Origin of the sequence: Streptomyces sp. NPDC126503, assembly GCF_040302405.1 — a bacterium.
GTDB classification, from domain to species: Bacteria; Actinomycetota; Actinomycetes; order Streptomycetales; family Streptomycetaceae; genus Streptomyces; species Streptomyces gulbargensis.
In genome coordinates this window covers 23,498-46,604 of record NZ_JBEORS010000006.1, presented here as the reverse complement: position 1 = coordinate 46,604, position 23,107 = coordinate 23,498, and the positions used below count along the sequence as shown (strand labels likewise).

The 23,107-nt window shown below is 72.4% G+C and carries 20 protein-coding genes and 1 tRNA gene; 14 read left to right on the top strand and 7 right to left on the bottom strand.

The window, feature by feature from the left end; all coding sequences use genetic code 11:
* Window positions 1–194 precede the first annotated feature (194 nt).
* From ABTY40_RS10255 to ABTY40_RS10235, 5 genes are read left to right on the top strand one after another with little or no spacing between them, the layout of a single operon-like run.
* A complete protein-coding gene (locus ABTY40_RS10255) occupies window positions 195–2,066 on the top strand; it encodes an ATP-binding protein (protein WP_352059111.1) in 1,872 nt (623 codons plus the stop codon).
* 7 nt (window positions 2,067–2,073) lie between these two features.
* Complete coding sequence (locus ABTY40_RS10250) at window positions 2,074–2,508, top strand: roadblock/LC7 domain-containing protein (RefSeq protein ID WP_309055214.1); 435 nt, start codon at window positions 2,074–2,076, stop codon at window positions 2,506–2,508.
* Window positions 2,505–2,882: a DUF742 domain-containing protein gene (locus ABTY40_RS10245; protein ID WP_309055212.1), complete on the top strand. Its 378-nt coding sequence runs from the start codon at window positions 2,505–2,507 to the stop codon at window positions 2,880–2,882. Before ABTY40_RS10250 ends, ABTY40_RS10245 begins: the two co-directional genes overlap by 4 nt.
* The gene (locus tag ABTY40_RS10240) at window positions 2,860–3,483 is read left to right on the top strand and encodes a GTP-binding protein (protein WP_352059110.1); all 624 of its coding nucleotides are present in this window, start codon (window positions 2,860–2,862) and stop codon (window positions 3,481–3,483) included. The genes ABTY40_RS10245 and ABTY40_RS10240 overlap by 23 nt, the downstream gene beginning before the upstream one ends.
* The gene (locus ABTY40_RS10235; protein ID WP_352059109.1) at window positions 3,480–4,052 is read left to right on the top strand and encodes a GAF domain-containing protein; all 573 of its coding nucleotides are present in this window, start codon (window positions 3,480–3,482) and stop codon (window positions 4,050–4,052) included. The genes ABTY40_RS10240 and ABTY40_RS10235 overlap by 4 nt, the downstream gene beginning before the upstream one ends.
* Before the next feature lie 69 nt (window positions 4,053–4,121).
* Here the strand turns inward: ABTY40_RS10235 and ABTY40_RS10230 are convergent, their stop codons facing one another.
* Window positions 4,122–5,330: an acyl-CoA dehydrogenase family protein gene (locus ABTY40_RS10230; RefSeq protein ID WP_352059108.1), complete on the bottom strand. Its 1,209-nt coding sequence runs from the start codon at window positions 5,328–5,330 to the stop codon at window positions 4,122–4,124.
* 578 nt (window positions 5,331–5,908) lie between these two features.
* Between ABTY40_RS10230 and ABTY40_RS10225 the strand changes: the two genes are divergently transcribed.
* The 4 genes from ABTY40_RS10225 to ABTY40_RS10210 all read left to right on the top strand — a co-directional run bounded on the left by ABTY40_RS10225 (window position 5,909) and on the right by ABTY40_RS10210 (window position 7,957).
* A tRNA-Pro gene (locus ABTY40_RS10225) sits at window positions 5,909–5,982 on the top strand.
* Window positions 5,983–6,160: 178 nt separating this feature from the next.
* Complete coding sequence (locus ABTY40_RS10220; protein WP_345283805.1) at window positions 6,161–6,322, top strand: hydrophobic protein; 162 nt, start codon at window positions 6,161–6,163, stop codon at window positions 6,320–6,322.
* A gap of 200 nt (window positions 6,323–6,522) precedes the next feature.
* On the top strand, window positions 6,523–6,954 hold the full coding sequence (locus tag ABTY40_RS10215; RefSeq protein ID WP_352059107.1) for an ATP-binding protein: 432 nt from the start codon (window positions 6,523–6,525) through the stop codon (window positions 6,952–6,954).
* A 190-nt stretch (window positions 6,955–7,144) separates the two neighbouring features.
* Complete coding sequence (locus tag ABTY40_RS10210) at window positions 7,145–7,957, top strand: RNA polymerase sigma factor SigF (RefSeq protein WP_352059312.1); 813 nt, start codon at window positions 7,145–7,147, stop codon at window positions 7,955–7,957.
* Window positions 7,958–8,084: 127 nt separating this feature from the next.
* Here the strand turns inward: ABTY40_RS10210 and ABTY40_RS10205 are convergent, their stop codons facing one another.
* Window positions 8,085–8,354: a WhiB family transcriptional regulator gene (locus ABTY40_RS10205; RefSeq protein ID WP_352059311.1), complete on the bottom strand. Its 270-nt coding sequence runs from the start codon at window positions 8,352–8,354 to the stop codon at window positions 8,085–8,087.
* A gap of 100 nt (window positions 8,355–8,454) precedes the next feature.
* The gene (locus ABTY40_RS10200) at window positions 8,455–8,928 is read right to left on the bottom strand and encodes an SsgA family sporulation/cell division regulator (RefSeq protein WP_352059106.1); all 474 of its coding nucleotides are present in this window, start codon (window positions 8,926–8,928) and stop codon (window positions 8,455–8,457) included.
* 237 nt (window positions 8,929–9,165) lie between these two features.
* Here ABTY40_RS10200 and ABTY40_RS10195 point away from each other — a divergent pair, with 237 nt between their 5' ends.
* Window positions 9,166–9,534 carry a PRC-barrel domain-containing protein gene (locus ABTY40_RS10195; protein WP_352059105.1) on the top strand — a complete coding sequence of 123 codons (369 nt, stop codon included), beginning with the start codon at window positions 9,166–9,168 and terminating at the stop codon, window positions 9,532–9,534.
* A gap of 80 nt (window positions 9,535–9,614) precedes the next feature.
* On the opposite strand, the gene ABTY40_RS10190 is transcribed toward ABTY40_RS10195, so the two are convergent.
* Together ABTY40_RS10190 and ABTY40_RS10185 are read right to left on the bottom strand one after the other, a co-directional pair.
* A complete protein-coding gene (locus ABTY40_RS10190) occupies window positions 9,615–10,544 on the bottom strand; it encodes an anti-sigma factor RsbA family regulatory protein (protein WP_352059104.1) in 930 nt (309 codons plus the stop codon).
* The gene (locus ABTY40_RS10185; protein ID WP_502990541.1) at window positions 10,541–10,834 is read right to left on the bottom strand and encodes an STAS domain-containing protein; all 294 of its coding nucleotides are present in this window, start codon (window positions 10,832–10,834) and stop codon (window positions 10,541–10,543) included. The genes ABTY40_RS10190 and ABTY40_RS10185 overlap by 4 nt, the downstream gene beginning before the upstream one ends.
* A gap of 520 nt (window positions 10,835–11,354) precedes the next feature.
* Here ABTY40_RS10185 and ABTY40_RS10180 point away from each other — a divergent pair.
* The 3 genes from ABTY40_RS10180 to ABTY40_RS10170 are packed head-to-tail and all read left to right on the top strand — an operon-like array spanning window position 11,355 to window position 18,621.
* A complete protein-coding gene (locus ABTY40_RS10180) occupies window positions 11,355–15,611 on the top strand; it encodes a hybrid sensor histidine kinase/response regulator (RefSeq protein WP_352059102.1) in 4,257 nt (1,418 codons plus the stop codon).
* 46 nt (window positions 15,612–15,657) lie between these two features.
* Window positions 15,658–18,159 (top strand): SpoIIE family protein phosphatase, encoded by a 2,502-nt coding sequence (locus tag ABTY40_RS10175; protein WP_352059101.1) that lies wholly within the window; start codon window positions 15,658–15,660, stop codon window positions 18,157–18,159.
* Between the two features lie 39 nt (window positions 18,160–18,198).
* Window positions 18,199–18,621, top strand: coding sequence for an STAS domain-containing protein (locus tag ABTY40_RS10170; RefSeq protein ID WP_352059100.1), 423 nt, complete (start codon window positions 18,199–18,201; stop codon window positions 18,619–18,621).
* Window positions 18,622–18,792: 171 nt separating this feature from the next.
* Here the strand turns inward: ABTY40_RS10170 and ABTY40_RS10165 are convergent, their stop codons facing one another.
* Window positions 18,793–19,140 (bottom strand): nuclear transport factor 2 family protein, encoded by a 348-nt coding sequence (locus tag ABTY40_RS10165; protein WP_352059099.1) that lies wholly within the window; start codon window positions 19,138–19,140, stop codon window positions 18,793–18,795.
* Between the two features lie 271 nt (window positions 19,141–19,411).
* Here ABTY40_RS10165 and ABTY40_RS10160 point away from each other — a divergent pair, with 271 nt between their 5' ends.
* Complete coding sequence (locus ABTY40_RS10160; protein ID WP_352059098.1) at window positions 19,412–22,456, top strand: AfsR/SARP family transcriptional regulator; 3,045 nt, start codon at window positions 19,412–19,414, stop codon at window positions 22,454–22,456.
* Window positions 22,457–22,635: 179 nt separating this feature from the next.
* Here ABTY40_RS10160 and ABTY40_RS10155 read toward each other — a convergent pair whose 3' ends face one another.
* Window positions 22,636–22,842, bottom strand: a complete 207-nt coding sequence (locus ABTY40_RS10155; protein ID WP_352059097.1) for a hypothetical protein — start codon at window positions 22,840–22,842, stop codon at window positions 22,636–22,638.
* Between the last annotated feature and the right edge of the window lie 265 nt (window positions 22,843–23,107).

Below are 23,107 nucleotides of genomic sequence, written 5' to 3'. Positions count from 1 at the left end.
CGCCGCCGAGGAACGGTTGGCGACTACAGTGTGTGGTTGATGATCATCGGTAGGCTCATCGGAACCACACACCCCACCCCCGCACGTACCGTACGCAGCACCCGCACGACCCCCGGCAGCACACCCCCGTAGTCCACCCTCCCCGTAGAACATCCCGCAGTACGCCGATTCCCGGGCACGTACCAAGGACACTCATGTCTCAACTTCGCGCACCCTCCTCGCGGTCCGAACGCCGCGAAGGCGGGCGGCACGGCCGGTCAGGCGCCCGCTCCGCCCCCGGTACCAGCGGCAATCCACCGGCGCGGACCCCCGGACAGGTCCCGACGGAAGCCCGCATACGACCTCAGCTCCTCCGGACCTCCGTGCTCCCCGCGGTGGCGGTGGCCCTGGGCGGCGCGGCCGCCGTCCTCTTCACCATCCGCTCCACCGGCGCCGGCCCCACCCCCGGCCTCTGGGCCGCGCTCACCGGGGCCGCCGCCCTCACGGTCGCCTCCGTGACCGCCGCCGCGCTCGGCGCCGACCGGGCCGCCAAGGCCGTCCTGGACCGCTGCAACGCCCTGCGCCGCTCCAGCGCCCGCAGTCAGAGCGAACTCCGCGCCATCGTGGAACAACTGCGCCGCGGCGAGAGCCCGCCCCCCCGGCCCGCGCTGCCCCCGGCCGCCGCCTCGGGCGACGAATTCGACCTGCTCGGGCAGGAGTTGAGCCGCTCGCACGAGGCCGCCGTCGCCGCCGTCGTGCAGGCCTCCCGGCTCTCCAGCAGCGTCGGCAACGAACAGAAGGTCGAGGTCTTCGTCAACCTCGCCCGGCGCCTGCAGTCCCTCGTCCACCGCGAGATCCAGCTCCTCGACGAACTGGAGAACGAGGTCGAGGACCCGGAGCTGCTCAAGGGCCTGTTCCACGTCGACCACCTGGCCACCCGCATCCGCCGGCACGCCGAGAACCTCGCCGTGCTCGGTGGCGCCATCTCCCGCCGCCAGTGGTCGAACCCGGTCACCATGACGGAGGTGCTCCGGTCCTCCATCGCCGAGGTCGAGCAGTACCCCCGCGTCAAGCTGGTGCCGCCGATCGACGGCACGCTCCGGGGCCACGCCGTCGCCGACGTCATCCACCTCCTCGCCGAACTCGTCGAGAACGCCACCCTGTTCTCCGCGCCGCACACCACGGTGCTCCTCCGCGCCCAGTACGTCACGGCCGGACTGGCGATCGAGGTCGAGGACCGGGGCCTGGGCATGCCGGTCACCGAGCAGAACAAGATGAACGCCCTGCTCTCCGACCCCGACCAGGTCAACGTGGCGCACCTGCTCCAGGACGGCCGCATCGGCCTCTTCGTGGTCTCGGCGCTGGCCCGCCGGCACGGCATCGCCGTCCGGCTCCAGTCGAACATCTACGGCGGCGTCCAGGCCGTCCTCGTCCTGCCGCAGGGCCTGCTCGGCGCCGACCCCGAGGGCCTCGCCCAGCACGAGCGGCAGGCCGCGGCCGCCGCCGGATCCCCGGCCGTACCGCCCCAGCAGGTGGCGCTGCAGAACCAGGCGCAGCCCGCCGCCGAACTCCAGGCACCGGCCACACCGGCCCCGGCCGACCCGGCCCCCGCGCCCCGGCCCCCGGCGCCCGTCCGTCCCACCGCACCCGCCCCGGAACCGGCCACGGCCCGGCACGAGGGGTCCGCGGCCCGCCCCGAGGAGGCCCGCGCGCAGGCCACGCCCCCGCCCCCGAACCCGTACTCCCGTACGACCCCGCCGGTGAACGGCTACCAGGACCACGGACCGGCCCCCACACCCGGCCCCGCCGCCCCGATACCGGCCCCGTCGGCCGGCCCGGAGCCCACGGCCCGCCCGGTCCCCCCGGCCCCCCGCACCGAGGCCCCCGGCCGGCCCCTCCTCCCCAAGCGGCGCGCCCAGGAGCACCTCGTCCCGCAGCTGCGCGACGAGCCGGCCGCCCGCAAGCCGGAGGAGCACGCCCTGCACGACCCCGGCCTGATGGCCGCATTCCAGCGCGGAATCGGCCTCGCCGAATCCCAGCCCGCCCCCCATGAACCGCTGCGTCCCGGTGACGCGCACAAGGAGTAGATGCACCATGGCGAGCAATGTGCCGACCGGCCATTCCTCGGATCTCGACTGGCTGCTGAGCGGCCTGGTCCAGCGGGTCCCGTACACCCGCAACGCGGTTCTGCTCTCCTCCGACGGCCTCGTCAAGTCCGTCCACGGCCTCGACCCCGACGCCGCCGACCACATGGCCGCCCTCGCCTCCGGGCTCTACTCGCTCGGCCGCAGCGCGGGCGCCCGCTTCGGCGACGGCGGCGAGGTGCGCCAGGTCGTCGTGGAGCTCGACTCCACCCTCCTCTTCGTCTCCACCGCGGGCTCCGGCACCTGTCTGGCCGTGCTCGCCGGACGCGAGGCGGACGCCGCGGTCCTCGGCTACGAGATGGCGATGCTCGTCAAGAGCGTCCGGCCGTATCTCGTCACCCCGGCCCGGCAGGCGGCCGGAGCGGCAGGTGGCACAGGGCAGTGAACGCGACCCCCCATCAGGACGGGCCCTGGCTCGACGACGCGGCCGGCCGGCTGATCCGTCCCTACACGGTGAGCGGCGGCCGCACCAAGCCCAGCACCGCGCTGGACCTGCTCTCGATGGTGATGGCGACCGGCACGTCCCCGCAGCCGCACCTGGGTCCCGAACACAGCCTGGCCCTCGGGCTGTGCGACGGTCCCACCTCGGTGGCCGAGATCGCGGCGCACTTACGGCTGCCGGCCGTCGTCACCAAGGTCCTCATCTCCGACCTCGTGGACTGCGGGGCGCTCACCGCCAGGGCGCCCCGGTTCCACGCCAATCCCACCGACCGTTCCTTGCTGGAGGCAGTGCTCGATGGCCTACGACAACGGCTCTGAGCGCCACGACAGTTCCGCGACCGATCCCTTCCCGACCGCGCTGAAGATCCTGATCGCGGGTGGATTCGGTGTGGGCAAGACCACCTTCGTGGGCGCCGTCAGCGAGATCGAACCGCTGAGTACCGAGGAGCTGCTGACCTCGGTCAGCGCCGCCACCGACAGCCTGGAGGGGGTGGAGGGCAAGACCACGACCACCGTCGCCATGGACTTCGGCCGCATCACCCTCGACGAGCGCAACGTGCTCTACCTCTTCGGCACCCCGGGCCAGGAGCGCTTCTGGTTCATGTGGGACGAGCTCTCCGAAGGGGCGCTCGGGGCGGTCGTCCTGGCCGACACCCGCAGGCTCCAGGACTGTTTCTCCGCCGTCGACTTCTTCGAGCGGCGGGGCATCGAATTCGTCGTGGCGGTCAACGAGTTCGACGGCGCCTTCCGTTACGAACCGGACGAGGTGCGGGCCGCGCTGGACCTCAAGCCGGAAGTGCCGGTCGTCCTGTGCGACGCCCGGATCTCCAGCTCGGGCATCCGCACCCTGCTCACCCTCGTCCAGCATCTGCTCACCACCATCCCGGCCCCCGCGCCGAGCTTCGGAGCCACGTCATGACCTACGATCCGACCGGTCACCTCCTGCTGACCCCCATCGACAAGGACGCGCCGGCCCGTGTGCAGCGGCTGCGCGAACTCGGCCTGGGGGAGCGGCCGGAGCCGGCCTTCGACGAGTTCGCCCACCGGCTCGCGGACGTGACCGGTGCCCCGTACTCGATGGTCAACTTCATCGACGAGAACCGGCAGTTCTTCGCCGGACTGCACACCCCGGCGGGCACCCACTCGGGCAGTGACCTGGGCGCGGCCGCCGCGGGCGGTGGCGGTGTCGGCCGCTTCATGGCCCGCGACCACGGCTACTGCCCGCACGTCGTCGTCCGGCGCAAGGCCCTCGTCCTGGAGGACGTGTGCGACTACCCGCGTTTCGCGGGGAACCCGGTCGTGGACGAGATCGGCATCCGCTCCTACATGGGCGCCCCGCTGATCGACCGTACCGGCGTCGCGCTGGGCACCATCTGCGTGGTCGACACCGATGTCAGGCCGTGGGGGCGGGCCGGACTGGAGACGATCAAGGCGATGGCGGCGGAGCTCATGGAGCAGATCCACCGCCGTGAGGACGGCATGTTCTGAGCCGGTCACGCACGGCCGGGCCCGGGGACGGTCCTCACCGTCCCCGGGCCCGGCCGTAGGTGTGTCCGGTCAGATGTGCAGGTGATCCGGTGCCGGGGTGCGGACGACCTCCGACAGCCGCTCCGACCAACTGCCCTTGTCCTGGCCGAGGGCCACCTCGGCCAGCCGGAGGAGCTGGATGTCGGAGGTGCCGGCCGGGGCGAAGATGTGGTGCGCGTCGCGGACGTACCGCTCGATGGGCCGGTCGGTGAAGAGGCCGGCGGCGGCATGGATCTCCATGGCGTTGCGGCCGGAGTCGATCGCCGACTCGACGTTGACCAGCTTGGCGTTCATGAGCTCCGCGTCGCAGGACAGCCCCTGGTCGAGCAGGTGCACGGCGTGGTACGCGGTCAGCCGGGCCGTCATCAGACGCGACTGCATCTGACCGAGCTTCAGCTTGACCGTGGGGAGGTCGGAGAGCGGCTTGCCGTAACGGATGCGCTCGGTGGCGAAGCGGGTGGTCTCCTCCAGGATGGCCCGGTGGATGCCGAGGGAGACGGCGGTGAGGTTGGCCCTGCCGTACAGGACGCTGGAGGAGTACGCGACGGAGAGGCCGTCACCCTCGTCGCCGAGCCGGTTGGACGCCGGCACCCGGCAGTTCTCGAAGATCAGCTCACCGAAGCTGAAGCCGTGCAGACCCATGGCGGACTGCTGCGGACCGGTACGGAACCCCGGGCGATCGGATTCGACCAGGAACGCGGTGAGTCCCTTCGAGCCAGGGCCGGTTCTGACCACCACGCCATGCAGGTCGCCCACGTGGCTGTTGCCGACGTAGACCTTGCTGCCGTTGAGGACGTAGTCGTCGCCGTCGCGCACGGCAGTGGCGCTCATGCCGAGGACATGGCCGCCGGATTCGGGCTCGGTCACGGCGATGGTCGGCAGACAGTCACCGGCGGCGATGGCCGGAAGCCAGGTCTTGCGCTGCTCGTCACTGCCGAAGTGAACGATCTTGGCGGTGCCCAGCTGTGAGGCCTGGACCATGGCACCCATGGCACCACTGACCCGGGAGAGCTCCTCGATGATGATGGTTTTGGCCAGGTGGCCGGCGCCCATCCCGCCGTACTCCTGGCCGATTGTCGCTCCCAGCCAGCCCTGTTCGGCGATCATCCGCGACAGCTCGTGGTGAACCGTCCGGGACTCCTCCATCTCGGCTATTCGTGGCCGAACCTCACGCTCTGCGAAGTCACGGACCGTTTCCCTGAGTTCGTGATGCAGCCGACTGCTGAAGTAGCCGTCCATTCGAGTCCCTCCCCTGCGAAACGCCTGCTCGGCGGGTCCGAACAGGTGGTGCATCGGCAGTGGTCCCGTCCCGAACAGGCCGACCTCTTCATGGTGTTGATCTTTATGGGACGGATCAATATCGCCACAATTTTTGTCCGAAACACGAGCTGTTGACGATTGAAACCGACTGTGTTTCGTGTGCTCTTGGCCTGCTCGGTCCGATCGGGACTCCCTGCGCCGTGGACATCTTTCTGCCACATGCCAAGGGCAACGAACCGCCGGGCATATGGCCAGGAGCCCTCCCGGGTCACCTCATGAGCCCCTTCATCCCCAAACAAGCGGCATTCCGGATCTTGAGCCCCGCGTGCGCCTCCCTGGAATCCCGGGGCCGCCGCCCCTTCGCCCCCCTTCCGCTCCCACCCGCCGGGGGCGCGCGGAAGCGTCCACCGGCGCCCCCGCGCGTCACGGAGCGTGACCATCCTGGCCGCGCGCACCCCTCCGCCGACCGAGGAGAAAGGGGTTCGTGACCACCGAGCAAAGTGCGGTATTGTTCTCGTGTGCCTGCGCCGGGGGGAAACCCCAGGTCAGACGGGCAACGGGACGTGGCGCAGCTTGGTAGCGCACTTGACTGGGGGTCAAGGGGTCGCAGGTTCAAATCCTGTCGTCCCGACTTGCGTGACGCAGGTCAGAGGCCGTATCGGACGCATCCGATACGGCCTCGATTCGTTGGGGCACCGCCGGGGCGCCCGGGCCGCCCGCGGCCGCTCGCCATCCGCCGGGGGAAACCCCCGCGCGGGACGGATATCCGACGGGTTGCGGGGCAGGCGGAGGCCTGGAGGTTGATAGGAATGGTTCCCCTTCTGTTGGTTCTGCTGCTCGCTCTGGTCCTTTTCGGGGCCGGTTTCGCGGTGAAGGCGCTGTGGTGGATCGCCGTGATCGTGTTCGTCGTCTGGCTGCTGGGCTTCCTGGTGCGCCCCAAGGGCGGCACGGGCCGCTGGTACCGCTGGTAGCGGAGCCCCGAAAGCCATCGACATGTGTACGCGAAGCTCTGTGGGCGCCACCCTCCGACGGGGTGGCGCCCCCACCCTTGTCCCGGGCCCGGCCGCGTCCCCGTGGAGGACGGCGCGACCCGGCTCTCCGTACCCTGTCGGCGTACGGCCCGGGGGAAGGGCGGCAGTCACGCGAGGAAGGACGGGCGATGAGTGAGGTCATGACCAGGGGGGAACCGCTGCGCCGGCCGCTGCAGTCGGCGAGCGTGACCTACCAGGACTCCGACCTGGGGGCCGGGGTGATCGCGGCGGCCCGTGACTTCGTCGCCGACTTCCTCATGGCCGCGCCGAACACCCGGGGCCGCCCCGTCTCCCCGGACCACGTCGACCTGGCGCGCCTGGTGGTCAGCGAACTCGTGACCAACGCCGTGCGCCACGCGCCCGGCCCCTGCGAGGTCCTCGTCGAACGCTTCGAGAACGCCCTGGACATCTCCGTCACCGACCGGCTCGCAGCCGCCCCCGTCACCCGCCCCCGGGACCCCCGGCGCATCGGGCAGCACGGCCTCGAGATCGTACGGGCGGTCTGCGAGAGCGTCACCGTGGAACCCCAGCGTTCCGGGAAGCGCGTACGGGCCCGTCTCCCCCTCGTATGACACCCTCGTCGAGCGGCCCCGGCGGATCGTGAATAATTTTTCTCGATCCGCTGACGTTTTACCGGCATGAGCCGCGCAAGTGGGGGTACGCGGAACCCCCACGGGGGCAACCGCTACCGACGTACGAGAGAAGGTCATCAGAGTGCCGACCGAGGTGACGACGGAGACGAGGACTGGTGTCGAGACGGGGATGGAGGGTCTTCCCGTACTCGAATCCCCCCGCGATGTCGCTCCCAAGGACGCGCGCGAGCTGTCGAAGGTGTTCTTCGAGAAGCTGGCGGTGACGGAGGAGGGGACGCATGAATACCAGTACGTACGGAACACGCTGATCGAGATGAACATGTCGCTCGTGCGCTACGCGGCGGGCCGCTTCCGCGGCGCCCGTGGCGACGAGATGGAGGACATCGTCCAGGTCGGCACCATCGGCCTGATCAAGGCCATCGACCGCTTCGACCTCTCCCGCGAGGTCGAATTCACCACGTTCGCCGTCCCCTACATCGTCGGCGAGATCAAGCGCTTCTTCCGGGACACCTCCTGGGCCGTCCACGTGCCGCGCCGGTTGCAGGAAGCCCGGGTGGAGCTGGCCAGGGCGACCGAGGAGCTCAGCTCGCGCCTGGGCCGGTCGCCGAGTGTGGCGGAGCTTGCGAGCCTGATGAACCTCTCCGAGGACGAGGTGATCGAGGCGCGGATCGCCGCCAACGGTTACAACTCCGCGTCGCTCGACGCCGCCATCGGTCCGGACGGCGAGGACGACGCCACGGCCCTCGCCGAGTTCATCGGCGTGGAGGACCCGGCGCTCGAACTCTTCGAGGACTTCCACACACTGGCGCCGCTGCTCAGCCAGCTCGACGAGCGCAGCCGCCGCATCCTGCACCTGCGTTTCGTCGAGGAGCGGACGCAGTCGGAGATCGGCAAGGAACTCGGCATCTCCCAGATGCACGTCTCCCGCCTGCTCTCCCGCAACCTGACCCGCCTGCGCGAGGGCATGCTCGACCGCTCGTAGGCGAAGGACCGGCGCCGATGGGGCGCCGACGGCGGAACGGCCTCACCAACCCCCTTCTGGTGAGGCCGTTCCGGCGTGTCCGGGTGGAGCCGTTCCGCCGAGCGACGGGCGGGCCGGGGGAGAGGGGTCAACGGGGGCCCTGCCGCTCCTCGGCCGCCCGCCGGCGCTCCCTGCGCTTCAGCGCCTGCCGCTCGTCCTCGCGCAGCCCGCCCCACACGCCCGTGACCTGGCGGGAGTCGTCCATGGCCCAGCGCAGGCACTCCGCGCGGACAGGGCACTGCCGGCAGATCGCCTTCGCCTCCTCGGCCTGGATGAGTGCCGGTCCACCGGTACCCACCGGGAAGAAGAGGTCGGGGTCGGCGTCCTGGCAGGCGGCCTGTGCGCGCCAGTTGTCCAGCATCGGTCATTCCTCCTGTCGTCCGTGTTCGTTGTTGTGTACGCGTTCACGCGTGTACGTCCGCGGCCGACCGGATCGTCCCCTCGTGCGGGACTCCGGGTCACGGCCCCGTGAGAAGCCGGGAGGCCTCGGCCGCCCAGTCGATCCGCGCGGCCTCCTCCCCCTCCGGCACGGCGGCGTACGTCGTCGTGAGCCAGCTCCGCAGCCCCGCCCGGTCGACGTCGACCATCGCGTACGCCCCCGTCTGGCCGAGCCGCAGGCGCACGCGTCCCTCCCGGCCGCCGCAGCGCAGCGGCCACAGACGGACGTCGCCCTCGCCGCTCAGGACACGTGTCCCGGAGCGCAGCAGGTCCCGGGAGAACGTCCAGTCCACGACGTGGCCCAGGGAGAGCCGGAAGGTGACGCGGACCGCCCAGGGATCGTCGGGGTCGTAGTGGAACGTGGTCTCGACGGGCAGATCGCTCTCGCCCCGTACCTGGCGGGCCGTGGTGTTCCACGGCGCCACGGGGGACGTGGGGAGCGGCCTCGCCGGCAGGGGTGGCTGGGTGGTCTTGTCCCGGCTCGAGTCAGACATCGTTACCAGTTCCGTGGGGGGGAGTGCGCCGGGCCAGACCGGCGCCGTACCTCTCCCTCGTAACCCCGGAACGGCGTTTCACGCCTCTTCCCGTCTCCACGAACGAGGGAATGTGCGGGCCCGGCCGGGGCACGCGGACCGTGAGGCGGAGGACCCCCGGGGCCCTGCGCCGGGCACCCGAAGAGGCCGGGCGGCGGCGAGCCGCCCGGCCCTCGACCACCGGAGGAGTTGTTTCGCGTGACGGAGCATGTGTGGAGCTATCGGCCGACCGCCGGCCGGACGGCCGGCACCGATCTGACCGGCTACAGGGTCGAGGCGACCGACGGCGCCATCGGCAAGGTGGACAAGCACTCCGACGAGGCCGGGGACGCCTATCTGGTCGTGGACACCGGCCCGTGGATCTTCGGCAAGGAGGTCCTCCTTCCGGCGAGCGCCGTGGTCCGGGTCGACCCGGAGGAGCGGACGATCCACGTCGACCGGACCAAGGAGCAGATCAAGGACGCTCCGGAGTTCCACCGGGAGAAGCACCTGGAGGACCCGGACTACCGCACCCGGCTGGGCATGTACTACGGCCTGGGCGGCCCCTTCGGCGGCCCCATGGGCTGACGGTCCCCGCGGAAGGATCCCGTCACCTCCGCGGCCCCCTCCTCGGGGAGGACCGCGGGGCGGCCTCCCGGGAGCACCGGCTAGAGGCCGAAGTAGAAGCGCACCGTCGTCCCCGCGTCGCCGGTGTGCACACGCACCAGGTCGGCCACGTAGTGGACCAGCATCAGGCCCCGCCCGCCGATCTGACCCGGCTGCGGGGGCCGGCGCCCCGCCAGGGGATCGGTGAGGCGGCCCGCGTCGCGGACCTCGCAGACGAGGTGTCCGGCCTCGGTCCCGATCGTCAGCGTCCCGCGCCCGCCCCCGTGCACCACGCTGTTCGTGGTCAGCTCGGCGACGGCCAGCTCGGCGTCGCCCAGCCGCTGACCGGCCAGACCCAGCCGGGCGGCCTGCGCGGTGGCGAACCGGCGAACCTCGGGGAGCTCGTCACTGCCGAAGGCGAAGACGGCGGTTTCGGCCAGGGGCGCCAGCGTCTCGTTGTACCGGGCGACGACCGCCTCCCAGTCGTAGGCGTCGCTGCTCTCCTCGCGCCCGTCGGTGATGAGCGTGGGGTGGGTCATGCGGGCGTCGGCGATCACCTGCGGATCCAGCCGCGCCTCGTCGTACGGGCACAGGATCGTCACGGCCCGGCCCTCGAAGGCCGCGTTGATCAGCGCCTCGTGCTGGGCGCACGCCGGGTACTCCACCGCGCTGCGCCCCGCCCAGATCGGCTCGCCGATGATCCGCACCCGCCCCGTGGGGTGGGCGTCGGCGAAGCCGCGCAGCACCCGGGGGATGATCCGCCCGGGGTTGCGGCCCACGTCGGTCATGTCCAGGAAGAGGACGCCCTCGGCGTCGGCGCCCAGACCGTCCCGGATCAGCTCCAGGTTCGGGCCGGGGACCGCGACCGCCATCGGCTCGCCGCCGGCCAGGCCCTTCCGCAGGAAGGCCACCGTCTGCCGCGCGTACTCCGCGTCGGTGCGGTAGAACAGCGCGGGGTGCACGAACGTCTCGTCGGTGCTCACCGTGCTCATCGCCGCACCACCTCGATCTGCGGGAGCTCCGGCCAGAACATGTCCAGTACCCGCAGCAGCTGGGGCGGGGGATGCTCCACCACCATCCGTCCCTCGGGCAGGCCCATGGCCGTGACCGCGAGCGCCGTCGCCCCGGCCACGTCGACGAAGGCGACGTCCGCCAGTTCCACGTAGGTCACACCTGTGTGCTGCCTGGCCAGCCGGGACAGGGCGTCCTCCCAGGGCCGGCGGGTGAGCTCGCTGACCTCACCGCCGACACGTATCCCGGAACGACCGGGCAACGGGCTCACCTCCAACGCGGCCCTCGTCGACCCCGTCACGCCGGACCCGCCCACCGCATGCGGGACATCTACGTTCGGACTCCTCCACGATCCGCCCGCCACCCGGCCCCCTCTCGGGTCCGCCGGCTCCGGCGGGCAACGTCTTTCAGTGGTACACCCTATCGCGACACCCGTCCCCACCGGCCCGGTACCGCCTCCGGGGGGCCGCCCGCGACGCCGGGGCCGCAGGTTTCCGGCCCGTTTCGCCCGGGGAGGGTTGGAACCCCGTTTCCGTGGACATACGGGAGGGCGGCACGTGTCCGGCGGGCCCGCGTCGGCCTGCCCCGAACCAGGTGGAGGAGGTGGGGAGCGGGTTTGCGGGGGCCCGTGAACCGTGGGGTAGCCTCCGGGCGGTACGCGCCCCGAGATCTGGCGGAATGCCAGGTGGCGGTCGGGCGGAGGAACGGGAGTGTCGGGGCACTGGCCCGGCGATCTACGGAGGCGACGTTCGATGGCTGGCTCTACAGCGCCCGGAACCGCGAGAGCGGGCATGGACACGGAGTCCTCGGCCGCTCAGGTCGGTGAGGCGGAGCTGCGGCTGCTGCTCGCGGGCCTCACGGCGGTGCGGGACGGTGACTTCGGCACCCGGCTCCCTTCCGACGCGGACGGCCTGCTGGGCGAGATCGCCCTGGTCTTCAACGGCATGGTCGACCAGCTGTCGCGGTTCACCTCGGAGGTCACGCGGGTGGCCCGGGAGGTCGGCACCGAGGGAAGGCTCGGCGGACAGGCCCAGGTCCCGGGCGTCTCGGGTACGTGGGAGGACCTGACGGACTCCGTCAACGCCATGGCGGGCAACCTCACCACCCAGGTCCGCGACATCGCGCAGGTCGCGACCGCCGTCGCCAAGGGCGACCTGTCGCAGAAGATCACCGTGGACGCGCGCGGCGAGATCCTGGAGCTGAAGAACACCGTCAACACGATGGTCGACCAGCTCGGCTCGTTCGCCGGTGAGGTGACGCGTGTGGCGCGCGAGGTCGGCACCGAGGGCATCCTCGGCGGCCAGGCCGACGTCAAGGGCGTCTCGGGTACGTGGCGGGACCTCACCGACTCGGTGAACTTCATGGCCGGCAACCTCACCAGCCAGGTCCGCGCCATCGCGCAGGTCGCGACCGCCGTGGCGGAGGGCGACCTGTCGCAGAAGATCACCGTCGACGCGCGCGGCGAGATCCTGGAGCTGAAGAGCACCATCAACACGATGGTCGACCAGCTCGGCTCGTTCGCCGGTGAGGTGACGCGTGTGGCGCGCGAGGTCGGCACCGACGGCATCCTCGGAGGCCAGGCCGACGTCAAGGGCGTCTCGGGCACCTGGCGCGACCTGACCGAGTCGGTCAACGTGATGGCCGACAACCTGACCGCGCAGGTCCGCGCGATCGCCGAGGTCACCACGGCGGTGGCCCAGGGCGACCTGACCCAGAAGATCCGGGTGGACGCGCGGGGCGAGATCCTGGAGCTGAAGGAGACCATCAACACGATGGTCGACCAGCTCTCGGCCTTCGCGGACGAGGTGACGCGCGTGGCCCGGGAGGTCGGCACGGCCGGAAACCTCGGCGGCCAGGCCACCGTGCGCGGCGTCTCGGGCACGTGGAAGGACCTGACCGACAACGTCAACGTGATGGCGTTCAACCTGACCGGCCAGGTCCGGTCGATCGCCCAGGTCGCGGCCGCGGTCGCCCGGGGCGACCTGTCGCAGAAGATCACGGTGGAGGCGGAGGGCGAGGTCGCCGCCCTCGCCGGTGTGATCAACACCATGGTGGACACCCTGTCGGCCTTCGCGGACGAGGTGACGCGGGTGGCCCGGGAGGTCGGCACCGAGGGCATCCTCGGCGGCCAGGCCCGGGTGCCGAACGTGGCCGGCACGTGGAAGGACCTGACCGACAACGTCAACTTCATGGCGCACAACCTGACCAGTCAGGTGCGCAACATCGCCCAGGTCACCACGGCGGTCGCCCGCGGCGACCTGACCCGCAAGATCGACGTGGACGCGCGCGGCGAGATCCTGGAGCTGAAGACCACCATCAACACGATGGTCGACCAGCTGAGCTCCTTCGCCGCGGAGGTGACGCGCGTCGCGCGCGAGGTCGGCAGCGAGGGCCGGCTCGGCGGCCAGGCGGAGGTCGCCGGCGTCTCCGGCACGTGGAAGCGACTCACCGAGAACGTCAACGAGCTGGCCGGCAACCTGACCCGGCAGGTCCGGGCGATCGCCGAGGTCACCAGCGCCGTGGCGGAGGGCGACCTCACGCGGTCGATCACCGTGGACGCCTCCGGCGAGGTCGCCGACCTCAAGGACAACATCAACTTCATGGTGGAGTCCCTGCGGGAGACCACGCGGGCCAACGAGGAACAGGACTGGCTCAAGACGAACCTGGCCCGCATCACCGCCCTGATGCAGGGCCGGCGCGATCTGACGGTGGTCGCCGAGTCCATCATGGACGAGCTGACGCCGCTGGTCTCCGCCCAGTGCGGCGCCTTCTACCTGGCCGAGGACACGGCCGACGGCACCGTCCTGCAGCTCGTCGCCTCCTACGCCTTCCCGGACGGCGCCCGCCCGACCCGCTTCCGCCTCGGCGAGTCCTTCGTCGGCCAGGCCGCGCGCGGCCGGCGCCCCATCGCCGTCGACGACCTGCCGGCCGACTACCTGCCGGTGGCCGGCGGTCTCGGCCGGACCGAGGCGCTGTCCCTGATCGTCCTGCCCATCGTGGTCGAGGAGCAGGTGCTCGGCGTCATCGAGCTGGCGTCGGTGCACCGGTTCACCCAGATCCACCGGGACTTCCTGGACCAGCTCATGGAGGCGATCGGGGTGAACGTGAACACGATCGTCGCCAACGCCCGCACCGACGAGCTGCTCGGGGAGTCCCAGCGCCTGACCGCCGAACTCCAGGTCCGCTCGCAGGAACTCCAGGCCCGCCAGGAGGAACTGCAGGCCTCCAACAGCGAGCTGGAGGAGAAGGCGGCCCTGCTGGCCGCGCAGAACCGCGACATCGAGACCAAGAACCTGGAGATCGAGCAGGCCCGCCAGGAACTGGAGGAGCGGGCCCACCAGCTGTCGCTCGCCTCGAAGTACAAGTCGGAGTTCCTGGCCAACATGAGCCACGAACTGCGCACCCCGCTCAACAGCCTGCTCATCCTCGCGCAGTTGCTCGCCCAGAACCCGTCCCGGAACCTCACCGCGAAGCAGGTCGAGTACGCCGGGATCATCCACTCGGCCGGCTCCGACCTGCTGCAGCTGATCAACGACATCCTCGACCTGTCGAAGGTCGAGGCCGGGAAGATGGACGTCACCCCCGAGGTCGTCCCCGTGAGCGTGCTCCTGGAGTACGTCGAGGCCACCTTCCGGCCGCTGACCGGCCAGAAGAACCTCTCGTTCGCCGTCCGCACCTCGCCGGACGTCCCCGAGGAGCTCCTCACCGACGACTACCGGCTCCGCCAGATCCTGCGGAACCTGCTGTCCAACGCGGTCAAGTTCACCGAACAGGGCGGCGTCGAGCTGCACATCGAGCCCGCCGACGAGGCCGGGATCCCCGACATCGTCCGCCGGGACGGCCTCGTACTGGCGTTCCGGGTGCACGACACCGGCATCGGTATCGCGCCCCAGCACCTGGAGACCGTCTTCGGCGCCTTCCAGCAGGCCGACGGCACCACCAACCGCAAGTACGGCGGCACCGGCCTCGGCCTGTCCATCAGCCGTGAGATCGCCTACCTCCTGGGCGGGGCGATCACCGCCGAGAGCACCCTGGGGAAGGGCAGCAGCTTCACCCTCTACCTGCCGGCCGTCCACAAGGACTTCGCCGAGACCTCGCCGGCACGCCCCCTGGAGGCGCGCGAGCAGGTCGCCATCGAGGGAACCGTCACGTACGACGAGGGCCCGGCGGCCGGTGCGTCACCTGCCCAGCAGCGCCGCCTGCTCGTGGTCGAGGCACGGCCCAACGGCCTCCTCTCGCTGGTGGCGGAGAGCGCGCTCGGCGATCTGCACCGCCAGGCCGAGGCGCCCGGTCAGCGCGGGGTCGAGGTCATCACGGCGGTCGGCGCCCAGGAGGCCGCGAGCACCCTGGCCACCCACCCCTGCCACTGCCTGGTCCTCGACCTGGACCTCGCCGACGGCGCGGCCTTCGCCCTGCTGGAGGGGATGGAACGCGACCCGGCCCTCCAGTCGGTGCCCGTCCTGGTCCACAGCGGCCGCGGCGTCGCGTCCGAGGACGAGCGCCTGCTCAAGCGGCAGGACGGCGCACGGCTCCTGGAGGTGATCACCAGCCTCGACGAGCTGCGCGAGCGCATCGCCCTGCACATGAGCGCCGACCGGCCCGGGGACGTCGTCCCGCTGGTGCGCGGCACGGACACCACGAGCGTCGCCTGGCAGTCGGACGTGGACACGTCCCTCGCGGGCCGTACCGCCCTGGTCGTCGACGACGACGACCGCAACCTGTACGCGATCACCGGCGTCCTGGAGCTGCACGGGATGCGCGTCATGCAGGCGGAGAACGGGCGGGCGGCGCTCGACGCCCTCGCGGCGCACCCCGACATCGACGTGATCCTGATGGACGTGATGATGCCGGAGATGGACGGCTACACGGCCACCGCCGCGATCCGGGCGATGCCGGAGCACGCCCGGCTGCCGATCATCGCGGTCACGGCCAAGGCCATGGTCGGCGACCGGGAGAAGAGCCTGGCGTCGGGAGCCACCGACTACATCACCAAGCCGGTCGACTCCGGGGAGCTGATCAGCCGCCTCAAGCACCACCTGGCGCTTTAGGGCGCACCGGCCGATAGCATTCCACGGATCCGAGGAGCGTCCTGACGTGCACCAGTCTTCCGAACCGCCCGGCGCGCACGGCGGCCTCGCCGCCGTGTCCGCCGACGGCCCCAGGGTCGGCTCGCAGCGCGACCCGGCCGTGCGGCCCGCGTCCGCCGCCGCCCGCGAGCAGGACGCGGCGCCCGGCCGCGGCGCGGACGCCTCCGCCGTGGGCCGGCTCGCGACCACCGTCGAGCGGCTGCGCCAGGAGCTCCAGCGGGCCCACGCCGACGCCGCGGGGCGCGCCCTGGTCGAGATGGCCATGGGCATGCTCATCGAGCGGCTCGGCTGCAGCCCCGCCGAAGCCGCCGTCCAGCTGTCGGACCTGGCCGCCCAGGCCGACGTCTCCGTGCTGGAACTCGCGGCCGATCTCGTCAACCAGGCGGCCGAGGACCGGATCTCCGCCATCGCCCGCGACTTCGTCCGGTCCTCGGCGGAGCCCGCCGCCGACTCCGCCGCGCTGCGCCTGCGCTGCGCCGAGGCGCACGCCCTCGCGGGCGGCGACACCGGCGCGGCGGCCCGCTCGATGCTCGACCAGGCGCTCCGCCCGCTCGGCGCCGTCGCCGTCGCCATCTGGGCGGCCCACCCCGACCAGTCCCTGTCCCTCGCCGGCAGCGCGGGCTTCAGCTCCCAGGAGGCCACCCGCTGGCGGCACGTGCCGCCCGGTGTGCCCACGCCCGCCCGCCGGGCCCTCGACGAGCGGGCCGCCGTCGGCTACGCCACCCTGGCCGACGCCGCCCTGCCGTCGATCGGGCAGCACGACGTGGGCGGCGGGCGGCTCGCCGTCCCCGCCGGGATCGGCGGACGCCTCACCGGCGTCCTGGAGATCTGCTGGCCCGACCGGCTGCCGGCGCTGTCCCAGTCGCTGGAGCGGCAGTTCGAGGCGCTCGCGGAGCTCGCCGCGGCGACCCTGGAGACCTGGTCCGACCTCGGCGGCACCGAACAGGACGCGCCGGACGCGCACCTGGAGGACCTCCGCCGGCTCGTCGACGGCCTCTCCGACCCGTGCCTCATCCTCCAGATGGCGCCGGACAGCGCGGAGATGCCCCTCGAATTCACCATCCGGTACGTCAACCCGGCCTTCGTCGACTTCGCCGGCCGCCCCGCCGGCGCCATCGTGGGCGCCGGTCTCCTGGAGGCGTACCCGCTCGCCGCGGAGGCCGGCGGCCTGATGGAGAAGGTCGAGCACGTCTTCGTCACCGGCGAGCCGTTCCGCGCCACCAACATGAAGCTCACCGCCATGGTCGAAGGCGTGCCGCTCAGCGCCCGGGCCCGGGTGAGCATCAGCCGCCACGGCGACAGCGTGGCCGTGGTCTGGCGCCTCGACGACGGAACGCCCCGGGTGGCGCGGCTGCTCCAGCACGCCCAGCGCCTCGGACGGATCGGCGGCTTCGAGGAGAACCTGCAGACCGGCCAGATCGCCTGGAACGAGACCGTCTACGAGCTGCACGGCCTGTCACCCACCGCGCAGCCGATCCCGCTGGACCAGCTCGCCGAACACGTCCACCCCGACGACCAGCACAACATCGGCCGGTTCCTGCGCACGCTGCTGCACCACGAGCGGCCGGCGTCCACCGCCTTCCGGCTCCAGCGCCCCGACGGCGTCGCCCGCCACATCCGTATCGTCGCCGAGCCGGTGCGCGACCCCGACGCGGGCCTGCGCGTCGTCCGGGGGGCGTACCAGGACATCTCCGCCCAGCACTGGACGGAGGTGGCGCTCGCCGCGACGCGGGACCAGCTGATCCAGACCGAGCTGCAGGCGGCCGAGGGCAACCGCCTCGTCCTCCAGCTGCAGCACGCGATCATGCCGCCGGCCCGCGGCACCTTCAGCCTCCACGACCTGCAGGTGGCCGTCCGCTACCGGCCGGCCGAGAAGGAGCACCTCGTCGGCGGCGACTGGTACGACACCCTCACCCTGCCCTCGGGCGAGGTGCTGCTCTGCGTGGGCGACGTCGCCGGCCACGGCATCGACGCCGCCACCGGCATGGTCGCGCTGCGCAACGCCCTGCGCGGCCTCGCCGCCACCGGCGCGGGCCCCGCGCAGCTGCTGACCTGGCTCAACAGCATCACGCACCAGCTCACCGAGAACCTCACGGCGACCGCGGCCTGCGGCCTGTACGACCCCGCGACCCGCCGTCTGCGCTGGGCGCGCGCCGGGCACCTGCCTCCGGTCCTCCTTCGGGAGGGGCGCGCGACCACCCTTCCGCAGCTCGGCGGTATCCTCCTCGGCGTGTTGGAACAGGCGGAGTACGACGAGGACGAGGTCCACCTCCAGCCCGGCGACGTCCTGGTGATGTACACCGACGGCCTCATCGAACGCCGTGACCAGGGGCTGCAGACCTCCCTGGCGAACCTGGTCGCCCTGACCGAGAAGGCCGACAGCGAGTCCGGTGAGCGCCCCAACTCCCTCGAGGCGCGCCTGGACCACCTCCTGCGCTACAGCGGCTCGGACACGGACGACGACACCTGCCTCGTCGGCGTCTCGGTCCAGGGACCTGAGCGCGGGTAGCCCCCTTTTCCGTTCGTACGCAAGGAGCACACCATCACGATGCGAGCCGACAACGGGCAGGAGACCGCGGCGCAGGGCGCACCCGGGCCGGAGGCGTCACCGGCCGAGGTGCCGCGCGCCGAGGCCGCGGTGTCGCTGCGGACGCACCGGACCGAGACGGGCGTGGCCGTGGTCACGATCGCCGGGGACCTCGACTTCGACACCCTGGCGGCCGTCCAGGAGGGGCTGACCGGCCTCGCCGAGGAGCGGCCGCCCGCGCTGGTGGTCGACCTCGCGCAGGTCGGCTTCTGCGACTCCTCGGGCCTGAACCTGCTGCTGCGCACCCGCGCGGCGGCGGTCGCCGCGGGGTCGGAGCTGCGCCTGGCCGGGGTCACCCCCGGCGTGATGCGGGTGCTCGAGCTGACCGGCGCCGACACCGTGTTCTCCCTCTACGGCTCGGTCGCGGACGCGCTCGAGGCCTGACGGACCCGGCCGCCCGCCACGGGCGCGCGGGGACAGGGAACCGGCGCCCGGCGCGCCGCCGGCGGGCGGGGCCCCTACCCGGCACGGCCCGCGGGGCCGGCGGGGCCGTCCGGCGTGCGCCCGGGGCCCGGCGGTGTTCCGCCGGGGTCGTCCGGTGCTTCCGGGCGGCCGTCACGGTACGGCGGTGAAGGAGCGCGTCCAGGTGCGCAGCAGGCCGTCGTCCCCGACGGTGAAGACGTCCACGAAACCCTGCTCACGGGCGGTGCCGTCCGCGGGGATCCGGCGGCCGGTGACGGTCACCGTGCGGTCGCGGGCCGTCAGGCGGTCGACGGCGTGGCGGACGCGGGGGAGGGCGTGGGCGCGCAGTGCCTCCGTACGGCCCCGGGCGGGCGGACGCCCCGGGAACTCCACCACCACCGCCTCGTGCAGCAGTGAACCGCATCCGTCCGGGTCTCCCGCGTCGAGGTAGTCGTAGAGCAGACGGACGTGATCGGCGCCCGCGGCGGTCAGCAGATCCACCGGTCCCGCCCCTCCCCTCGGTAGCGTCCTCGTGTCGTCATGGCCGTTCAACGGCGCCCACCCCTTTCCCCTTCCCGTCCACGATGCGGCGCGCGCCCAACTCCCTGTTATCGCCCGCTTATCGCGACAGGGATCTTCACGGCATGGACAGGACAGGGAGGGATGTGGAGACTGTCTTCACTCGATCCTGGCGTCCCGGCGTGTACCTGCGCGGTCCGGTCCCGTCCGGTGCTGTCCGGCGTGTCGACTCATCTGTTGCGTGGGGGAATCAGTGGCTGCTGCCGACGGCGGGTTAACGGATCAGAGCGACCCGGACGGGCCCCGGCTCACCTTCCGGGTCCTGGGGCCGCTGCAGGTCCAGGGGGCCGCCGGGCCGCTGCGCGTGCCCCCGGGGCGGCAGGAGATGATCCTCGCCGCGCTGCTCCTGGAGAGCAACAGGGTCGTCAGCACCAGTCAGCTCGTCGACCTCATCTGGGAGGACAACCCGCCGGAGACGGCCCGCACCCAGGTCCAGATCTGCGTCTCCCGGCTGCGGAAGATGCTCGCCGCCGCCGACGGCGAGGTCTCCCTCGTCACCCGGCCGCCCGGCTACGTCCTCCACACCGGCGCCGACAACGTCGACGCCGCCCTCTTCACGGCACTCGTCCAGCGCGCCCGCGGCCTCGGCGAGACCGGGCGCCCGGAGGAAGCGGTGGGGATCCTGAGATCGGCCGTCACCCTGTGGCAGGGGGACTGCCTCACCGGTCTCGACTCCGGCCCGCTCGCCAACAGGGCCCGCCGGCTCAACGAGGAGCGGCTCGCCGCCGTCGAGCTCCGCATCCGGCTCGAACTCGAACTCGGCCACCACGACCGCCTGGTGAGCGAGCTTCAGATGCTCACCCACGAACACCCGCTGCGCGAGAAACTCCACGGGCAGCTCATCCAGGCCCTGTACTGGTCCGGCCGCCAGGCCGAAGCCCTGGAGGCCTTCCGCGCCGCCCGCCGCTACCTCGCCGAGGAACTCGGCCTCGAACCCAGCCGCGAACTGCGCGACCTCGAGGCGGCCATCCTCGCCGGAGAACTCCCGGCGCCCGCCGCCCCGTCCGCTCCCGCCGTCCCGGCCCCGGCCGCCCGCCCGGCCGAGGAGGGGGAGGAGGCACCAACCGCCGGCGCGGCGCCCGCACCCGGCTCCGCCCCCGCACGCCACGACACAGTGCCGCACCAACTGCCCGCCGACACCGCCGACTTCGTCGCAGACGCACAGCGGCTCGCCGCCCTGGAGAAGGCGCTCACCGGCGACGACGGACGGGCCACCGTCGGACTCGCCGCCATCACCGGAAAACCCGGCACCGGAAAGTCCACCCTCGCCGTCCACGTCGCCCACGCCCTGGCGGAGACCGGCTTCCCCGACGGACAGCTCTACTGCGACCTGCGCGGCACCACGGGAGCCCCCGCCACCCCCGTCGAAGTCCTCGGACGGTTCCTGCGCGCCCTCGGCATCCCCGGCCAGCTCATCCCCGAAACCCTCGACGAGCGCGCCGAGATGTACCGCACCCGTCTCGCCGCCCGCCGCCTCCTCGTGGTCCTGGACGACGCCGCGGGCGAGGGTCAGGTCCTGCCGCTGCTCCCCGGCAGCCGGGGCTGCGCCGTCCTCGTCACCAGCCGCGCCCGTCTCACCGCCCTGCCCGGCGCCCACCGCGTCGAACTCGACGTCCTGGACGAGGACCGTGCCCTGGAACTCCTCGCGCGCATCATCGGCGCGGACCGGGTCGCCGGCGAGGCCGTCGCCGCCGAGGCCCTCGTCCGCACCGTCGGCCGGCTCCCGCTCGCCCTGCGGATCGTCGCCGCCCGCCTCGCCGCCCGCCCGCACTGGACGCTGGCCTCGATGGTGCAGCGGCTCGCCGACGAACGGAACCGGCTGGACGAGCTCACCCACGGCGAGATGACCATGCGGGCCAGCCTCTCCCTCACCTACGAGGGACTGGCCCCCGAGGACCGCGGCCTGCTGCGGCTGCTGAGCATGGCCCAGGCCCCCACCCTGCCGAGCTGGCTCGCCGGCGCTCTCCTCGACGACCGCCGCCCCTTCCCCTCCGACCTCATGGAACCCCTCGTCGACGTGCAGATGCTCGACGTCGCCGGGGTCGAACCGACCGGCGGCTTCCGCTACCGCTTCCACGAGATCATCCGCGTCTACGCCCGCGAACAGCTGGCCGCCCAGCACCCGCCCGAGGCCCGGCGCGCCGCCTTCGCCCGCATGGCCGGCGGCTGGATGCACCTGGCCCAGGAGGCCCACCGCAAGGTCTACGGCGGTGACTTCACCGTCCTGCACGGCGACGCCTCCCGCTGGGAGCCGCCCGCCGCGTACACCGACGACACCCTCGCCGACCCCCTGGCCTGGCTCGACGCCGAACAGACCGCCCTGTGCGGCATGGTCGGGCACGCCGCCGACGAAGGACTGCACGACCTCTGCTGGGACCTCGCCACCTCCCTCGTCACCCTGTTCGAGGTGCGCGGCCACTACGACCTCTGGGAACGGACCCATCTCACCGCCCTCGCCGCCGTCCGCAAGGCGGGCAACCTGCGCGGCACCGCCGCCGTCCGGGCCTCCCTCGGCTCGCTCTACATGAGCCGCAGCCAGTACGACACCGCCCGGCAGGCCCTCACCTCGGCACTCGACGTCTTCCAGGCCCTCGACGAACCCATGGGCGAGGCGCTCTGCCGCCGCGACATGGCCCTCATCGCCCGGACCGGCGGCGACGACGCCACCGCCCTGGAGCTCTACCGGCGCTCCCTCGCCGACTTCGACCGGGCCGGGGACGTCGTCGGCCGCGCCATCGTCCTCACCCAGAGCGCCCACATCCGCATGCGGCAGGGCGAGATCGGCCTCGCGCAGCGGCAGCTCGACGAGGCGCTCGACATCTACGAGGGCGTCGGCTACACGGGCGGTCGCGCCCGGACCCTGCGGCGGGTCGGCCAGGTGCTCCTGGAACAGGGGCAGAGCGACCTGGCGGTCCTCACCTTCACCGAGGTGCTGGAACTCTGCCGGGACTCCGGCGACGTGATCGGCGAAGGACACCTGCTGCGCGACCTGGGGCACGCCTTCGCGATGATGGGGCGGCCGGACCGGGCCCGTGACTTCTACGACCGGGCGGTCGCCGCGCGGGAGCAGATCATGGATTTTAGCGGGGGCGCACTGGCGCGCCTCGACCTCGCTCGGCTGCTGAAGGAGGAGCCGGGGCGCTCGCGGGAGCTGCTGACGCCCGCGGTCGCGGTGTTCCGGGAGCGGCGGATGGTCCGGGAGCTGGCGGAGGCGGAGCGGCTGCTCGGCGCCTGCTGAGCGAGGGCGACCGCGGTGAGCGAGGGCGACCGCGGTGAGCGGGGGTTCGAGTGAGCGGGGGTGCCTGAGAGCGGGGCGCCCGGGCGGAGGGCGTTCACCGCGCGGGCGGGAGGCTCGGGGGCCGCAGGCCGGGGGGGCCGGGTGACCGGTCCGCTCGTGACCGGCGTACGGTGCGGTGTTCAGTCCCAGGGGTTGTTGCCGTCGGTGGTGCCGGTGCCGCCCGTCGCACCCGGGGTGGGGGTCGCCGAGGTGCCCGGGGTGGTGGTGGCCGGGGCGGTCTCGTCGGCCCAGCTCGTCTGGAGGCCGACGCCCGTCACCAGGACGATCAGCGCGGAGGTGACGGCGGCGCGGAGGGCGGTGCGGCGGGGGGCGGTGGTCTTCGACATCGGATTCTCCGTCTCTGCGGGGCTGGCGTTTCCTTCTGACCACCAACGTAGGGAGCAGCGGATTCACCGCACCGGCCGCTGTCCTATCCCCCCGCTATCACCGTGCCGCCCCCGGTATCACGCCCGCCCGGACCGCTGTCACGCGGCCGCCGGCGGACCGCGTGCGACCCCGGGAGCGGCGCCTTCCCCGGTTAGTGACGCGATGCCCCGTCGATAGGCGGCCTTCGGAGTCTGGACCCCAGCAGACGGCGAGGTCACCGCCGCG

Bases quoted from the DNA above. Each gene is read 5' to 3' on its own strand.
- ABTY40_RS10255 (WP_352059111.1), top strand. From the start codon at position 195: ATGTCTCAACTTCGCGCACCCTCCTCGCGGTCCGAACGCCGCGAAGGC.
- ABTY40_RS10250 (WP_309055214.1), top strand. From the start codon at position 2,074: ATGGCGAGCAATGTGCCGACCGGCCATTCCTCGGATCTCGACTGGCTG.
- ABTY40_RS10240 (WP_352059110.1), top strand. From the start codon at position 2,860: ATGGCCTACGACAACGGCTCTGAGCGCCACGACAGTTCCGCGACCGAT.
- ABTY40_RS10235 (WP_352059109.1), top strand. From the start codon at position 3,480: ATGACCTACGATCCGACCGGTCACCTCCTGCTGACCCCCATCGACAAG.
- ABTY40_RS10230 (WP_352059108.1), bottom strand. From the start codon at position 5,330: ATGGACGGCTACTTCAGCAGTCGGCTGCATCACGAACTCAGGGAAACG.
- ABTY40_RS10220 (WP_345283805.1), top strand. From the start codon at position 6,161: ATGGTTCCCCTTCTGTTGGTTCTGCTGCTCGCTCTGGTCCTTTTCGGG.
- ABTY40_RS10215 (WP_352059107.1), top strand. From the start codon at position 6,523: ATGACCAGGGGGGAACCGCTGCGCCGGCCGCTGCAGTCGGCGAGCGTG.
- ABTY40_RS10210 (WP_352059312.1), top strand. From the start codon at position 7,145: ATGGAGGGTCTTCCCGTACTCGAATCCCCCCGCGATGTCGCTCCCAAG.
- ABTY40_RS10200 (WP_352059106.1), bottom strand. From the start codon at position 8,928: ATGTCTGACTCGAGCCGGGACAAGACCACCCAGCCACCCCTGCCGGCG.
- ABTY40_RS10190 (WP_352059104.1), bottom strand. From the start codon at position 10,544: ATGAGCACGGTGAGCACCGACGAGACGTTCGTGCACCCCGCGCTGTTC.
- ABTY40_RS10180 (WP_352059102.1), top strand. From the start codon at position 11,355: ATGGACACGGAGTCCTCGGCCGCTCAGGTCGGTGAGGCGGAGCTGCGG.
- ABTY40_RS10170 (WP_352059100.1), top strand. From the start codon at position 18,199: ATGCGAGCCGACAACGGGCAGGAGACCGCGGCGCAGGGCGCACCCGGG.
- ABTY40_RS10155 (WP_352059097.1), bottom strand. From the start codon at position 22,842: ATGTCGAAGACCACCGCCCCCCGCCGCACCGCCCTCCGCGCCGCCGTC.